Origin of the sequence: Bacteroides sp. An51A (assembly GCF_002161565.1) — a bacterium.
Taxonomy (GTDB): Bacteria; Bacteroidota; Bacteroidia; order Bacteroidales; family Bacteroidaceae; genus Phocaeicola; species Phocaeicola intestinalis.
The window spans coordinates 1-16,685 of record NZ_NFIC01000013.1; the positions used below are offsets into that span (position 1 = coordinate 1).

12 protein-coding genes and 1 tRNA gene are annotated in these 16,685 nt (G+C 43.8%); 12 read left to right on the top strand and 1 reads right to left on the bottom strand.

Annotation, left to right across the window (positions count from 1 at the left end; translation table 11 throughout):
* Positions 1-360: 360 nt before the first annotated feature.
* From B5G04_RS17760 to B5G04_RS17780, 5 genes are all read left to right on the top strand, one after another.
* Positions 361-433, top strand: a tRNA-Gly gene (locus B5G04_RS17760).
* 234 nt (positions 434-667) lie between these two features.
* Entirely contained in the window at positions 668-1,984 is a 1,317-nt protein-coding gene (locus tag B5G04_RS17765; RefSeq protein ID WP_087398233.1) for a DEAD/DEAH box helicase, read from the top strand.
* Between the two features lie 254 nt (positions 1,985-2,238).
* Positions 2,239-3,309, top strand: a complete 1,071-nt coding sequence (gene serC / locus B5G04_RS17770; RefSeq protein WP_022039085.1) for a 3-phosphoserine/phosphohydroxythreonine transaminase — start codon at positions 2,239-2,241, stop codon at positions 3,307-3,309.
* A 178-nt stretch (positions 3,310-3,487) separates the two neighbouring features.
* A complete protein-coding gene (locus B5G04_RS17775; RefSeq protein WP_013616292.1) occupies positions 3,488-4,408 on the top strand; it encodes an NAD(P)-dependent oxidoreductase in 921 nt (306 codons plus the stop codon).
* Between the two features lie 153 nt (positions 4,409-4,561).
* The gene (locus tag B5G04_RS17780) at positions 4,562-5,809 is read left to right on the top strand and encodes a DUF1015 domain-containing protein (RefSeq protein WP_013616293.1); all 1,248 of its coding nucleotides are present in this window, start codon (positions 4,562-4,564) and stop codon (positions 5,807-5,809) included.
* A gap of 153 nt (positions 5,810-5,962) precedes the next feature.
* On the opposite strand, the gene B5G04_RS20060 is transcribed toward B5G04_RS17780, so the two are convergent.
* Entirely contained in the window at positions 5,963-6,133 is a 171-nt protein-coding gene (locus B5G04_RS20060; RefSeq protein WP_158100134.1) for a hypothetical protein, read from the bottom strand.
* A 240-nt stretch (positions 6,134-6,373) separates the two neighbouring features.
* On the opposite strand from B5G04_RS20060, the gene B5G04_RS17785 reads away from it, so the two are divergent.
* From B5G04_RS17785 to B5G04_RS17815, 7 genes are all read left to right on the top strand, one after another.
* Positions 6,374-7,303: an EamA family transporter gene (locus B5G04_RS17785; RefSeq protein ID WP_087398234.1), complete on the top strand. Its 930-nt coding sequence runs from the start codon at positions 6,374-6,376 to the stop codon at positions 7,301-7,303.
* A 21-nt stretch (positions 7,304-7,324) separates the two neighbouring features.
* Positions 7,325-7,918 (top strand): YigZ family protein, encoded by a 594-nt coding sequence (locus B5G04_RS17790; RefSeq protein ID WP_087213434.1) that lies wholly within the window; start codon positions 7,325-7,327, stop codon positions 7,916-7,918.
* Between the two features lie 286 nt (positions 7,919-8,204).
* Positions 8,205-9,965, top strand: a complete 1,761-nt coding sequence (locus B5G04_RS17795; protein WP_087398235.1) for a hypothetical protein — start codon at positions 8,205-8,207, stop codon at positions 9,963-9,965.
* Between the two features lie 314 nt (positions 9,966-10,279).
* The gene (locus B5G04_RS17800) at positions 10,280-11,338 is read left to right on the top strand and encodes a hypothetical protein (RefSeq protein WP_143270488.1); all 1,059 of its coding nucleotides are present in this window, start codon (positions 10,280-10,282) and stop codon (positions 11,336-11,338) included.
* 170 nt (positions 11,339-11,508) lie between these two features.
* Entirely contained in the window at positions 11,509-12,720 is a 1,212-nt protein-coding gene (locus B5G04_RS17805) for a hypothetical protein (protein ID WP_239414148.1), read from the top strand.
* 86 nt (positions 12,721-12,806) lie between these two features.
* A complete protein-coding gene (locus B5G04_RS17810; protein WP_235300635.1) occupies positions 12,807-14,024 on the top strand; it encodes a transglutaminase-like domain-containing protein in 1,218 nt (405 codons plus the stop codon).
* 317 nt (positions 14,025-14,341) lie between these two features.
* The gene (locus B5G04_RS17815; protein ID WP_087398236.1) at positions 14,342-16,672 is read left to right on the top strand and encodes a TonB-dependent receptor; all 2,331 of its coding nucleotides are present in this window, start codon (positions 14,342-14,344) and stop codon (positions 16,670-16,672) included.
* Positions 16,673-16,685: the final 13 nt, after the last annotated feature.

Sequence of the window (16,685 nt, forward strand, 5' to 3'; positions counted from 1 at the left end):
CTTCCTCATCACAGAAGCAAAAATGCCTCAAAAACTCATCCCAAATCATCGCACGATAAATTCAAAACAGCTTCTTACTTTATTGGAAAATTTAAACGACAGGCTCTAAATGTGAATGTCCGCTCCGTTTAATTAATATGCTTTCAAAAAGATGATATACTTCATAAGCCATTCCAGTTAATTGCGACAGCTTACGAAGATAATTGGAACGGCAAAGTAAGATATCTTCATTTGGAAAGTGCCTGTTATTGGGGGTAATTGCGTATATTGCATATTTTGATTAAAAAATAAATATTTGATGTGATTTCGTTTGGCTATTTCACAATAAAATTCTATTTTTGCACCCGAAATAAAGGTAATGCGGTAGTAGCTCAGTTGGTAGAGCATCAGCTTCCCAAGCTGAGGGTCACGGGTTCGAGTCCCGCTTACCGCTCTTAAAAGATCCTTGGTGGCTAAACAAATGGCCATCAAGGTTTTTTATGTAGTAATATTTCTGAAAGAATGCCTGGTTGAACGGGCACTGTCTCTGCCGATGCAGTATATATTTTTGAACATCTTTTACTCTGAATGTATACTTTTGATGCATTTATCTTAAAAACAGTGCCTGAATCTTTTGTGGTTATTATTTGAATCGTAAAAATTCGTAATATAATACTTGAGTAATATAATGATAAAAAATATGGATGAAATACTGGAACGGATGGGTATAAAGGTGTTGAATGAGATGCAGCGTGCATCCCTACAGGCTTTCGGTGAAGGAGGCGATTTGGTCTTGCTTTCGCCGACAGGCTCAGGTAAGACGCTGGCCTATTTGTTGCCGTTGGTTTCTTTTCTTAAATCCGGTGTGAAGGGAGTGCAGGCAGTAGTGCTGGTACCTTCGCGTGAATTGGCTCTGCAAATTGAGCAGGTGTTTAGGCAGATGGGTACTCCTTTCAAGGTGATGAGCTGTTATGGTGGCCGTCCGGCGATGGACGAACACCGGACGATGAACAGCTTGTTGCCTTCAGTTATCATCGGTACGCCGGGACGCATGAATGACCATTTACAGAAGGCGAACTTTGATGCCTCAACGGTACGGATGCTGGTTATCGATGAGTTCGACAAGTGTTTGGAGTTTGGCTTCCAGGAAGAGATGGCTTCTGTGCTCGGGCAGTTGCCATGCGTAGAGCGGCGCCTTTTGTTATCAGCTACGGATGCCGAGGAAATTCCCCGCTTTGCTGGAATGAACCGTATGCATAAGTTGGATTTCCTACATGCTGGTATAGGTTCGCGCCTGCATATATATAAGGTGGAGTCGCCTGTGAAAGATAAGCTGGAGACATTGTACAAGCTGCTCTGTTGCTTGGGTGATGAGTCAACGCTGGTGTTTTGCAACCATCGTGAGAGTGCGGAGCGAATAGGGACGTACCTGCGTGGAATGAAGGTGTATGCCGAGGTGTATCACGGAGGAATGGAACAGGAAGAGCGTGAGCGGGCGCTTTATAAGTTCCGTAACGGTAGTTGTCCGGTATTGGTGTCGACCGATCTGGCGGCACGTGGGCTTGACATTCCCGAAATCCGTAATGTGGTGCATTATCATCTGCCTGTTTCCGCTGACGGTTTTGTACACCGCAACGGACGCACAGCACGTTGGGAAGCTGAAGGCAATGCTTATGTCATCCTTTATAGTGAGGAGCAGTTGCCCGGATACTTGGACGGGGAGATGGAAATGTTTGAGTTCCCTCAACGATTGCCCGAACCTGCGCTGCCTCGCTTCGTGACCTTGTATATCGGGAAAGGGAAAAAGGACAAGGTCAACAAGGTGGATATTGTGGGCTTTTTGTCGAAGAAGGCTAACCTTGGGCGTGATGACATCGGCAAGGTGGACGTGAAGGAACGTCATGCCTACGCTGCCATTGCACGCAATAAATGCAAACAAACATTAAATCTTATACAAAATGAAAAGATAAAAGGGGTAAAAGCTTTGATAGAATTGGCAAAATAATAACTTTGTGTCAGAAATATCTCAGTGAACTTCTCAGTTACGTACAAAATGCTATGATTGCAGGACGGATGTAAATCATAGGGGGATTGAGATGTGTCAATATGTAATCAAAATCGCGATTCAGTTCTTATTTTGTAAGAAAAAAGGTGGTCCCGGCATAAAAATATAAGGAAATCTTTTGGGAGTCTAAAAATTATCACTATATTCGCAACAAAAGAATTTAATGATATTGTCTAACCTAAACAAACTGCCAAATGAAAAAACATAATTTTAATGCGGGACCTTCTATTTTGCCTCGCGAAGTAATCGAGAAAACAGCTCAGGCAATTCTGGACTTTAACGGTTCAGGGCTTTCGTTGATGGAAATCAGTCACCGCGCTAAAGACTTCCAACCGGTGGTGGACGAAGCTGTGGCATTGTTTAAAGAACTTTTGAATATCCCTGACGGCTATTCGGTATTGTTCCTAGGGGGTGGTGCGAGCCTGGAGTTCTGCATGGTACCCTACAATTTCTTGGAAAAGAAAGCCGCTTATCTCAATACAGGTACTTGGGCAAAGAAAGCGATGAAGGAGGCTAAGGCTTTCGGTGAGGTGATTGAGGTGGCTTCTTCGGCAGATGCCAACTACACTTTCATTCCGAAAGGGTATGATGTACCTGCTGACGTAGACTATTTTCACATCACGACTAACAATACCATCTATGGTACAGAGTTGCATGCCGATCCGGAAGTGAACGTGCCGTTGGTGGCAGATATGTCGTCTGATATCTTTTCACGTCCGATTGACGTATCGAAGTATATCTGTATTTATGGCGGCGCGCAAAAGAACCTAGCTCCTGCAGGCGTGACTTTTGTTATCGTGAAGAATGATGCGGTAGGGAAAGTTTCGCGTCACATTCCGACCATGCTGAATTACCAGACCCATATCGAGAAGGGCTCTATGTTCAATACACCTCCTGTAGTGCCTATTTATGCGGCTTTGCAGACCTTGCGTTGGCTGAAGGCGCAAGGCGGGGTAGAGGAAATGCAGCGCCGTGCCAAGTTGCGTTCGGACATGCTGTATGCCGAGATTGACCGCAACAAGTTGTTCCGTGGCACGGTGACGGCTCCCGAAGACCGTTCGTATATGAACATTTGTTTTGTGATGGCTGACGAATATAAAGAACTGGAAGCTGATTTCTTGAAGTTTGCCACCGAAAAAGGTATGGTAGGCATTAAGGGTCACCGTTCGGTCGGAGGATTCCGTGCTTCATGCTACAATGCACTGCCTGTGGAAAGCGTACAGGCATTGATTGACTGCATGCAGGAGTTCGAGAAGATGCATTGATTTGCTCAGTTATGTTTCACGGGAGTTAAAGGTAGTTATGTTTCACAGGAGTTATCACTTCGTTCAAGGAGTTAAAGGTCAATACTCTTGCCTCTGAAAATTGTAAAAGGTATTGGCATCTAACTCCCTCTAACTTCTTTTAACTCCCTCTAATTTATTAATTTAACATTGGATTTCTATGAAAATATTGGTTGCAACAGAGAAACCGTTTGCTAAGGTAGCGGTAGACGGTATCCGTAAAGAAATAGAAGGAGCTGGTTATGAATTGGCCCTGTTGGAGAAATATACCGATAAGGCGCAATTGCTGGATGCGGTGAAAGACGCAAATGCTTTGATTATCCGGAGCGACGTGATAGACAATGAAGTGTTGGATGCTGCCAAGGAACTGAAGATTGTAGTACGTGCCGGAGCGGGATATGACAATGTAGACCTTGAAGCGGCTACGGCTCATGGCGTATGCGTAATGAATACGCCGGGGCAGAACTCGAATGCGGTGGCAGAGCTGGCTTTCGGAATGATGATAATGGCTGTCCGCAATTTTTATGATGGCAAATCCGGTACGGAGTTGAAAGGCAAGAAACTGGGTATTCATGCCTACGGAAATGTGGGACGCAATGTGGCCCGTATCGCTAAGGGTATCGGCATGGAGATTTATGCTTACGATGCTTATTGCCCCAAAGAAGTGATGGAGGGTGACGGAATCGTTCCGGTAGATTCCGCCGAAGCCTTGTACGAAACCTGTAACGTGGTTTCGCTTCACATCCCGGCTACTGCTGAAACGAAGAATTCCATCAATTATGATTTGGTGAACCGTATGCCGAAGAACGGGCTGCTGGTGAATACGGCACGTAAGGAAGTCATTAACGAGGCAGACTTGCTTCGTTTGATGAACGACCGTCCTGACTTGAAGTATGTGACGGATATCATGCCGGTCCATCATGCCGAATTTGCCGAGCAATTCCCCGGACGTTATTTCTCTACTCCGAAGAAGATGGGCGCACAGACCGCCGAAGCCAATATCAACGCGGGCATAGCAGCCGCAAAACAGATTGTCGGCTTTTTGAAAGACGGATGTGAGAAGTTCCGGGTGAATAAGTAACTATCAATTAACAATTAATAATTAATAGTTAATAATTGACTATGCGGCACTGTGATTGTTTTGTTCTTTCGGATTACAAATCCGGCGTAGCAAAATCCATACCGCGTATGATATAATTATTAATTATTAATTATTAATTATCAACTGAATACTATGGTAAAGATAAGACCCTTTAAAGGCATACGTCCGCCGAAAGAGTTGGTGGAGGAAGTGGCTTCGCGCCCCTATGACGTGCTTAATTCGGAAGAGGCGCGGGCAGAAGCCGCGGGCAATGAGAAATCGCTGTATCACATTATCAAGCCTGAGATAGACTTTCCCGAAGGAACGGATGAGCATGACCCGCGCGTATATGAAAAAGCGGCAGAGAATTTCCGGATGTTCCAAGAGAAAGGCTGGCTGGTGCAGGATGAAAAGGCGTGCTATTACGTCTATGCCCAGACGATGGACGGGAAGACCCAATATGGATTGGTGGTAGGTGCGTACGTGCCCGACTACATGAACGGGAACATCAAGAAGCACGAACTGACCCGCCGCGATAAGGAAGAAGACCGCATGAAGCATGTACGGGTGAATAATGCGAATATCGAACCGGTTTTCTTCGCTTATCCGGAAAACGCGGAACTGGATGCGATTGTGAAGAAATATGTGGAACGGAAGCCTGAATACGATTTCATCGCGCCGGGAGACGGATTCGGCCACACATTTTGGGTAATAGACGCGGAGGAGGACATCGAAGCCATCACGCGTGCATTTGAAAAGATTCCTGCCATGTATATTGCCGACGGGCATCACCGGAGTGCGGCGGCTGCACTGGTGGGGGCGGAGAAAGCCCGGCAGAATCCGAACCACAAAGGGGATGAAGAATACAATTACTTCATGGCAGTATGTTTCCCCGCCAATCAGTTGACCATTATTGACTATAACCGGGTTGTGAAGGATTTGAACGGATTGACTCCACAAGCTTTCATCGAAGCCTTGAGAAAGCATTTTGAGGTGGAGGAGAAGGGGGCGGAAATCTATAAGCCGCAGGCTTTGCACAACTTTTCGCTTTATGTAGGGGGCAAATGGTATAGCCTGACCGCGAAGCCGGATACGTATGATGATACTGACCCGATAGGCGTGCTGGATGTGACGATTTCTTCCAGATTGATTCTGGATGAGATATTAGGCATTAAGGATTTGCGCTCGGACAAGCGCATTGATTTCGTAGGCGGCATCCGTGGATTGGGAGAGCTGAAGAAGCGGGTGGATAGCGGCGAGATGCAAATGGCGCTGGCGTTGTATCCGGTATCGATGAAGCAGTTGATGGACATTGCCGATACGGGCAACATTATGCCGCCCAAAACCACCTGGTTCGAGCCTAAGTTGCGTTCGGGGCTTGTTGTTCATAAGCTGGAATAGGAGTTAGAGGGAGTTATTTCAGAAACGCAGATTCACGCAGATTATTTTAATTGAATATCCGCAAACATCCCATGTAGGGGCAATTGGGTGAAATGCGGATATTCAAATTATTTTAATTTACGATTTGACAATTTACTATCTACTATTTGAGCATTAAGAAACTGTTTTGAATTTCTTCAAAAAGTTTTTCTCGTCTTGATGTATCCGTTTTCGTGTGTGCTTTGGGCGATTTTTTGGTCCTTTCCGCTCCTGTTCTTCGTCAGATAGCCCGCTATCTTCCTCATCACAGAAGCGGAAATGCCACAAAAACTCATCCCAAATCATCGCACGATAAATTCAAAACAGTTTCTAAATCGTACTTCGTAAATCGAAAAATAGTAAATTAAAATAATCCGCGAAAATCTGTGTTTCTGATGTCGGTTTCAGAAGCAAGGCTAACTCCCTCTAACTCCTATCCCATAAATGAAGAATTGTAAAAACGCAAAAATTCTTTGTTCTTCATTCTTCATTCTTCATTTAAAAACTCCTATCTTTGCACCCGGTTTTGAAAAACGGATTGGATTTATGGAGCGTGTTACATTCAAAGGGTTTGCGTATGGAGCTATAGCAGCTGCCAGTTATGGGTTGAATCCCTTGTTCGCCTTGCCTCTTTATGCCGATGGCATGGGGGCGGATTCTGTGTTGTTTTACCGGTATGCCTTTGGGCTGGTCATGCTTGGCGTGATGATGTTGGTGCAGAAGCAGTCGTTTGCATTGCGCCGGTGCGAAGTGTTGCCGTTGGTAATCATGGGACTGCTCTTTTCCTTCTCGTCGCTTACTTTGTTCTTGTCTTATAATTATATGGATGCGGGGATTGCCTCCACCATCCTGTTTGTCTATCCGGTGCTGGTGGCCATTCTGATGGCGGTATTCTTTAAAGAAAAAGTTTCCCCGATAACAATGATTTCTATCGCATTGGCGTTTACGGGCATCTCGTTGCTTTATCAAGGCGAAGGCGGGCAGACTTTAAGCCTGACGGGCGTGACGCTGGTCTTTATATCCTCGCTCACGTATGCTCTGTATATAATAGGTGTAAACCGTTCGGTATTGAAGGATATGCCTATCGCCAAGCTGACATTCTATGTCTTGTTGTCTGGCTTGAGCGTCTATGTGATACGCTTGAAATTCTGCACCCAACTGGATGTAGTCAGCCAGCCGGTATTATGGATAAATCCGGTATGCCTTGCCTTGTTCCCGACCGTTATTTCATTGGTGGCAATGACAAAGTCCATTCATTATATCGGTTCGACCCCAGCCGCCATATTAGGTGCATTAGAACCGCTGACCGCTATCTGTTGCGGGGTGTTGGTGTTCGGCGAACGGCTTACTCCCCGCATTATATTGGGAATTGTGCTGATACTGATAGCCGTGACACTTATCATTCTGGGCAAGTCGTTGATTCGCCAGCTTCAGGTACGGGTGATTCACCGTAATCATCATTTCCCGCAACGTTAACCGAAAAAGGCAGGAGGACACGTGGACGATACCTATAGAACCATAACCGGACCTTCGGAAGCTGTTTATACGGAGAAGCGGAGCAAGTTTATCGCCGTTGCCCTTCCTGTGCGTACCCTTGAAGCGGTGAAAGAACAGCTGGATATTTACCAGAAGAAATATTACGATGCCCGCCATGTGTGTTATGCTTACATGTTAGGGGCGGAGCGGAAGAATTTCCGTGCCAATGATAACGGAGAGCCTTCGGGTACAGCCGGAAAACCGATATTGGGGCAAATCAATTCGAAAGAGCTGACCGATGTGCTGGTGATTGTGGTGCGCTATTTTGGGGGTATCAAGTTAGGTACAAGCGGGCTGATAGTAGCATACCGTACGGCTGCTTCACTGGCTTTGGAGGAAGCCGAAGTGGTAGAAAAGACGGTTGACGAAGAAGTGGGCATCGCTTTTGAATATCCTTTTATGAACGATGTGATGCGGGTTGTGAAAGAAAATCTGCCTGAGATTGTGAGCCAATCCTATGATATGGATTGTTTCATGCGTCTGCGCATCCGTAAGTCGGAAATGCCGCGTTTGCGTGCGCGGTTGGAAAAGGTGGAAACGTTGCGCTTTGTGTAAGGTTTAAATTTTGCTCAGGTTTATTTGCGAATTGTTTCCGGGAATGTAATGATGCCGCCTTGTGGTATTCGTACGACGGCGTTCGCACAGGCAAACGGGGACGGTTGCTTATCAAAGGCGGGAAAACACTCGATAAATAACCTTAGGAACATAGCTGAAAGCAATATTTTTATACTTTTGCATCGAAAATAATGATTATATGAGACAAATAATATACGCAATTATAATATTATATTCTATTTTGATAATTTCAGGATGCAACGGAAATAAAACAACAAACAAACTGATGCCGGAACTTGAACAAGCGGAAAAGGTAATGTTCGACCATCCGGACAGTGCATTGCATCTATTGGAAAGTATGGAGATTCCTTCGTCACAAACTGATAAGGAGAACCATGCGCTGTGGTGTCTGTTGGTTACTCAGGCGCAGTACAAACAGATGATGAAAATCCATTCAGATTCACTTGTGAGGATTGCATACGATTATTATAAACCGACAGATAATGCTCGTAGAAAAGCAATGTCGGCACTTTATATGGGTGATATAAATTATGAATTAAGGAATATAGAGGAAGCCATGCAGTATTATCTGGAGGGTAAAACAGAAGTGGAAAAAACGGATGACTACAAAACGGGTTATCTGGTCATGATCTCATTATGTAGGTTATATTTATATCGTGATTTTGCTGATTATGCTTTGGAAGCCAGCAGGAAGGCATACGATTATGCTGTGAAAGATTCCAACAAGCGTTATCAGTTAGCTTCTCTTAAATATCTGGCCAGATGTTATTGCATTTCAGATTCATTGTCGAAGGCAATAGATACATATCATAAATGTAGTGAGCTGACTTTAGAACTTGATCTTGAAAGTTATTATTATGACATACAGAGCGAAATAGCCTTAGTATATATGCATAAAGGTGATATCAAAAAGTCTTTAGAGATTATAAAAAGCTTTCCAATTACATACCAGCGAGCTTCATTGATGGGAAAGGACTACTACCTTTTGGGGCAAATGGATTCAGCTTATTTCTTTTTAAATAAAGCTTTAAAAACTGATAACATTTATACTAAGGTGTCTGCATACCAATACCTATATAAATTGGGGGATATTCCCAAATACCGTAAATACCTGAAAACCTATTGCGATTCCCTTCTTTTTTACAACGATTCTATCATAGCTATTGATAAAGGCAAGGAAATCATCGCCTATAAGGAGAAGTACGACCACCAGAAACTCATCACTGAACAGCAGCGTCTGAAACTGGAGAAAGCGGATGCACAGCGTATGATGTTCATCATCACGATATGCCTGATAGTGGCTATAGCTGTCGTAGCTTACCTCTATCAGAAACGGCTTGTGAGAAAGGAAACTACCATCCGCAAACAGTCGGAACAGCTACAGTACTACATGCTTCAACTGCACGAATACGAGACACGGCTCATGCAGAACAACCGCTATATGGAGGAACTGAAGGAACAGCTGTCCGGTCAGGAAATGAACTCTGAAGAACTGCATGAATACCGTGAACAGATAGACAGCCTTCAGGTTGAGAACAGCAGGCTGTCTGAAAAGATAAACTCTCTTCAACATCATATTAACGACTATTCTTCCAAACTGGATAAGGCCAGACGTGAGGCAGATAAGTTCCGCAACCTATCGGAAGAAAATCTCTACCTGAAGCAGAGGGAACGTGTGCTTACCGACTATGTGGTGGACACCGACAGACTGGTGAAGGAACTGAGAGAAAAATGCCGTGTTCTGGAGGCCGGTGAATGGGAGACTCTGGAACAAATGTGCGAAAGTACATACAGCAATTTCGTGAGCCGCCTTCAGGGTGTATGCCCAACTCTTACGAAGCAGGAGCTACACCTCTGTATGCTGATAAAACTACGTTTCAACAACGCACAGATGTCGGAGATCTTCGGTGTGAATACGACTTCCGTATCTCAGAAAAAGTTCCGCCTGAAGAAGCATCTGAGCGATACGCTGCAAGACGGTCTTCCGGATGAAATGACACTCGACAGATGGGTGGCAGAGTTCTGAAAAATGAAAATGTAGATTTTGGGTTTGACATAAAATATATGATAAATCATTGTATATTAGTGTAATACATGGATTTTCATTCAGATTAAAATGTAGATATACTTTTTATACACTTTAAATTTGTATATACTAACTTTGTGGTCGGAATAGATAATCGTAAACAATAAGAGTAATAGACAATGAGATTTATTAAAGTATTTTTGTTTGTGCTGACAGGAATCATACTACCTGTCAGTTTATCCGCACAGACAGTTAGCGGAAAATTGATTAACGAGAACAACTTAAATAATATATAATTATAAATTAATATTCTTATGACTAATAGATTAATATTTTCTATTTTTATTTCCTTATTTATATCATGTGCTTTTTCGACTATTAAAGCTCAAACTGATGTTCGCCCTTATAAAGAGTGGGAAGCTACCCAATTCGTTGCTGTTAGTGGACATCAACCTGAAGATTATGTCCTTACTGATAATAATTGGGAAATAATGTATAATTTACGTACTCCACATACCCAAAGAGAACTTCTTGATATGGGGATAAAATGTTCTGACAGCCAATTATTATTGTTGGAAGTAGGAGGACTGATTAATAAAATAGAAGGAAAATGGAAATGCACAATTCCTATTCTCGATAAAGAACAGACTACATCTTTAAGAAATATTAGTAAGGAGATTGCGAAGTCTATGTATTCAAAAACTAAGAATGACTTTGTTTCTCTTGTACATACAATTAAAGACATGGGGTTTGAAAATAATGCTCTTTCATTGGTCTTTTCTTATCTTTTGGACGGTAGGATGTGGACAAAGCTGGTTTTATTTGATGATATAAACAACCATGCTGGTTGGAGCGGTTGTTACTGGGTTTTATATGAGCCACGCAAAGACCTTAAATTCGGTACAAATGGTTTCGGTGATATGAATTTGATATTAACCTATCTCAACAGTGAGGTTTCACCAAGCAGTAAAACGATGGATGATAGCGCTGATGAAATATCCAAATATGGGAAAATAAACAATCCGCAACTTATCTCTAAACTCATTCCATACGGCTTGACAAACCAAAGCGGAGACATTCTATTTCCTATCATAAAAAAACAGCAAGATAGTTTTCATCAAATTATTGATAAACTTGTTAATTCCATTTCGTCAGAACTTAAAGACAACTGTGGCAATATCGCAACTCAATATGATATAAATGATGAAAATACAGCAATGGTGATTTTGTATCATGAAGTTATGTGGTATTTAATGGATAATCTGATCCAGGATAAAGTGTTAAACATACCAGCTGTTTTTAAAGACGAAGAAAACAACAAACAACGATTGAATGAAGTCGTTTTTTTTATTGAGGGTGGATTGATGCAATAATATCTATTCAAAAATTATCAGATGCAGATAAAATTTTGCGGTAACAGTCCGCTATAAATTCAATACTGCCAAGAGCAAGTATAAAGGAACAGGAGCAGGTGACAACCAAAAGAGCCGTATGTAAGTATTATCTTAAATTCAGGAATGACTTTGAATAAATAATTTTATATATGAGGAAGTTATTGTTTTTTATTTTCAGTGCTTTTACAGCCATTGCATTAAAGGCACAGACACCCTCTATCGAGGCGTTGCGTACATGCGCAGCTGAAAAGGGAATGTCTCCCAAAGAATACATATTCAAGCAGTTTGAGAAATCGGATATAGTCGTGCTGGGTGAGCGCGACCACCGTGATACGGTACAATACGACCTGATTCACGACATCCTGGCCGATCCTCGTTTTGCCGAACAGATAGGATATGTTTATACCGAAGTCGGCTCGTACAACATGAATGATGATGTAAACCGCCTGCTGCAAGGCTGTTATCCAACGGAGGCGGCTTTCATGGACAGCCTGTATGCCTACTATAGAAAGTCGGAGACCTTCTATCCGATTTGGGAGAAATACAACCGTGTGAAGTTCCTGAAAGGTATATATGAAATAAATCGTACCTCTCCAAGGAAAATCAAACTCGGACTTACCGATTGCGAGTTCTTATGGGATGAAATCCGTACTGTAGAAGACTACAAAAGATTTTGGAAATCTCCTGGATTGAACGATCGCGACAGTTTAATGGCTACCCATATTTCGGAAATGTATGCCCGCCAGACACCCTTGAACGGTAAACGCAAGGCCTTGGTGATAACCAATCAGCCTCATGCTATAAACGATTCATTTATTCTCAAAAAGAGCAATACTGTTTATGGAGCACAGGGTTGGTGGATGAAGAAAATCTTTGGAGAAGAACGAGTCAAAATCGTGGTACTGAATTGGTTTGATTACAACCTGTTTGATGGCAGTAATTTCCCGATGACGGGCGAAGGACATTGGGATGCAGCCTTTGAATTGTTGAAATGTCGCCCGTTCGCCATTGATTTGAAAAACACACCTTACGGAGAAACGGCTTACAACGGTCACGTCGGAGGTACTACGACCAGTGCAAAGAATAAGTGTTGGCAAGATGTGGCAGATGGGCTTATCTACTATGCACCCCTCTATGACCATATGGCTGCATGGGGTATTGAAGGACTTATAACCAAAGAGTTTGAACCTGAAATCAAACGCCGCCTGACCCTATTTTTCCAGGCAACACAACCCGGTGCAGAAATACCCATGGAGGCTGCCATAGAAGAATACAATGTTTTTCATGCCCATCCAGCTGCCATCAAAAGCAAAGAGGAAGTGAAGGAAATCATTCAGGAAGTACTGGAGAAGAATCTTTGACAATAATGTAGTGGTATTGAATTATTAGCCCTACATTTATAGTCCAAGCAATCCTATTGACAACTACTTTTTAAGCAGAACACACAATGAAAAGACTGAAAGGACACTTGCTGATTTTACTATTAAGTTTAGTCTGCTTCACAAGCTTGTCGGCACAAACCGATGCCGAACGGAAGTTCTTGGCCTCAGCCGACTCGCTGAATACGCTACTCTTCGACGCATATACTGGGAAAGATTATCCGGCCGCCGAAGCCCTCTGCCAGAAGATTATCGACTTATACGACGCACACGCGACGCAACTGGCCGAAGGTTATGCTTACTTCAAATACTCCAGCTACTATAACATGGCCAGCATCCAGGCAATACAAGGGAAAAAACAAGAAGCTGCCAGCAGCCTGCTCAAAGCACTGGACAGCGGAAAGATTGAAGTAAGCTACAACAGGATAACCAACGACGAAGACCTGAAAGACATTCTGGACGCACCTGAACTACAACCCGCCCTGAAGCGTCTGAAAGAAACCACCGATTATCTTTATATTCTGCAGAATGCGCCGGAATACACCCGCACGCAGTCGGTAGACAGCCTGCCCCGGATTGTCTATGCGCAGGCCGACGAGCCCGACCTGAAGCGCGTCCGTGACTATTTCCGGCTGGACAGCGTGGCCGTGGCGGGCGACGAACTGGGCACCATCAAACGCATCTTGACCTATATCCACAACAAGATACGCCACGACGGGCAGAACGGTAATCCGAAGGGTGGAAACAACTCCATCAACTTTGCTGAGGCCTGCAAGGACGGCAGCCGAGGTCTGAACTGCCGCGGACTGGCTACGGTGCTGAACGAGTGTTACCTGTCGATGGGTATTCCGTCGCGCGTCATCACCTGCATGCCAAAGACGTACATCAACGATTGCCACGTCATTAACGCCGTCTATTCGTCCACCCTCGGCAAGTGGCTTTGGATAGACCCTACGAACAACGCCTGGGTGACCGACGAACAGGGTAACCTGCTGAGCGTGCAGGAAGTGCGCGTACGTCTCAGGAGCGGCCAGCCTGTCCGGGTGAACGAAGAGGCCAACTGGAACAATGAAAAGAAGACCACGACGGAAGACTATCTGTACGAGTACATGGCCAAGAACCTGTTTTATCTGGAAAGTTGGACGCGCTACGGGTTCAATACGGAAAGCGACCGAGAGAACCTTATCAACTACATCTTTCTGCAACCCACCGGCTGCGACAGCGACCAACGGAACCCGGGGAACTTTTCTGTCAACGACGACCGGTACTTTTGGCAGGTTCCCTAGTAAGAGGTATCACATTTGTCAAGTAACTCAATTACATGATTTCTCCTGGCTACAAATTCTTTCAGAGAGTTGTTGAGTCTTCCTTTCAGAATGTTTTGCAGAAGATATGACGTTGGACCGATGGCTGGCAGAGTATTGAAAATGCAATTGTAGAGATGATAATTTGTGGATATAATAGTAATGATCAGAAAATCAGATGAATATAAGTATATGCTATAAGCCGGCTTGTAGAGACGTTTTTCATTTTTGTTCCGATAATTCATTCTATCTTTGTCGGTGAAGAACTTACAACAGAAATACAAAATAATACATACAGCATGAAAACACTTAGGAAAACACTACTGCTACTATGCACTTTGGCATCTTCTTTCGGTTTGTCGGCACAGACCGTCAGTGGGAAGCTAGTAGACGAACAGAACCAACCGTTACCGTATGCAAACGTCGTATTATTGTCTCTTCCGGATTCAGCGTTTGTAAATGGAACTATCAGTGGTGAGGACGGAACATTCACTCTGGATGCAACATCGCAAAACCAGATAGTGAAAATATCCTCCATAGGATATAAAACAGTTTGTAAGCCGGTATCTCCGGCAAATATTGGTATCGTGCAGCTCGTATCGGATGCACAACAATTGGGTGAGGTTGTGGTAAAAGCAGACTTACCTAAAACACGCGTAAAAGGGGATGCCATGGTGACTACAGTTGCGGGTAGCATCCTTGAAAACGCAGGAACAGGAAACGACCTGTTAAACAAAATACCTGGCGTATCAGCCAATGAGGGGGATATTAAAGTGTTTGGTGCCGGAACTCCTGAAATATATATCAACGGACGTAAAGTACGGGACAAATCCGAACTCGACCAACTTGCATCCGACAACATCAAGAGCGTGGAAGTGGTGAACAATCCCGGCTCGCGCTATGATGCGACGGTTAATGCGGTTATCCGAATTCAGACCAAAAAACCACAAGGAGAAGGATTCGGTTTCAACAACCGTTTTTATACAGGCTACGGCTACGGTTGGAATGTACTTGACCAGTACAACTTCAATTACCGAAAAGGAGGCTTTGACCTTTCGGGTATGCTGTATGGCAAGAAAGGATACACGGAAGACCGCAAGACCATAACACAGAAAACGCTGTTGGATAAGACATGGATACAGGATTCATATCTCTGCACACAATATGACATGAAAGATGTTTCGGCCATGCTATCGCTGAATTATCAGTTTAACGAGAATCACTCACTGGGTGCACGCTATGATTATGACCGGACACCAGAACGACATGAAACGGTAGATCCGATGAATACCCAGGTATATCAGGATGATGTTCTTTATGAGGAGAGCCACACTACGGGCTGGAGAAATACACAGGATACCAGACATACTCTCAATGTCTATTATAACGGACGTGTAGGAGACTGGAATATCGACTTCAATGCGGACGGTTTCTGGTCGGATACGAAGAATCCACAGGAGATGCTGGAGCAGTTCACTCCAGCGGGAGGTTCCTTAGAGAAACAGACTGTCACCACCAAAAATCTGACAGACAATACCCTTTATGCTACCAAACTGATTTTTGGTCATCCACTATGGGGAGGAAACCTCTCTTTTGGCGGGGAATACACCTATACGGACCGGAATAATGCGTACATGAATGTGGAAGGAATCCTGGATAACAATAACAGCAACATCAAGGAAAACTCTACTTCGGCATTTCTGGAATATGCCCGCAGCTTCGGCAAACTTCAGGCACAGTTAGGTGTACGGTACGAGCATTTGTCTTCCGACTATTACGAGGATGGCAAGTATATGGACGAGCAAAGCAGGACATACGACAACGTATTCCCATCCGTATCCTTGAATCTTCCGATTGGTAAAGTACAGACACAATTGACCTACACCGGCAGTATCTACCGTCCTTCATACTGGATGCTGAGAAGTGACATCATGTACGGCAACCGATATACCTACGAAGGAGGTAACCCGCTGCTGAGACCGTCACTGATAAACCGTCTTACGTTGAATGTGTCATACAAGTGGATATACCTCAATTCACGATACATACACGGCGAAGATGCCATTATACAGTTGAGCAGGGCATATTCGGAAGACAATCCGACCGTTTCGTTACATTCCTTCTACAACATGTATAACAGTGACAAGTTATATACCACTCTGACATTGTCTCCAACAATCGGATTATGGTCTCCCCAGTTCAATTTCCTTCTGCTCCAGCAATGGTATAAAGTGGAAACATCCAATGGAACAGAAAACTTCAATAATCCGATATTGAGCTTTGCCTGGAACAACAATTTCAAGCTGCCTCTTGGTATCAGTCTCGATGTAGATTTGGGGTTCGACACTCCGGGTGACAACGAAAATACAAAGGTCGAAGAAGGGTGCTGGTATGCCAACATCAGTCTTTATAAGAGTTTCCTTAAAGACCGCCTTTCGGTTCAGCTGAAAGCCTATGACCTTTTCAATTCCTATCAGGCAAAATCAACTGTTTACAGTGGCAACCGTCTGATGACAATCAAAATGGAAGCCCGTAGAAATATCAGCATAACTTTACGATATAAGTTTAATGCAGCCAAGAGCAAGTACAAAGGAACAGGAGCCGGAGACAGCCAGAAGAACCGTATGTAAATCATCGTAACAA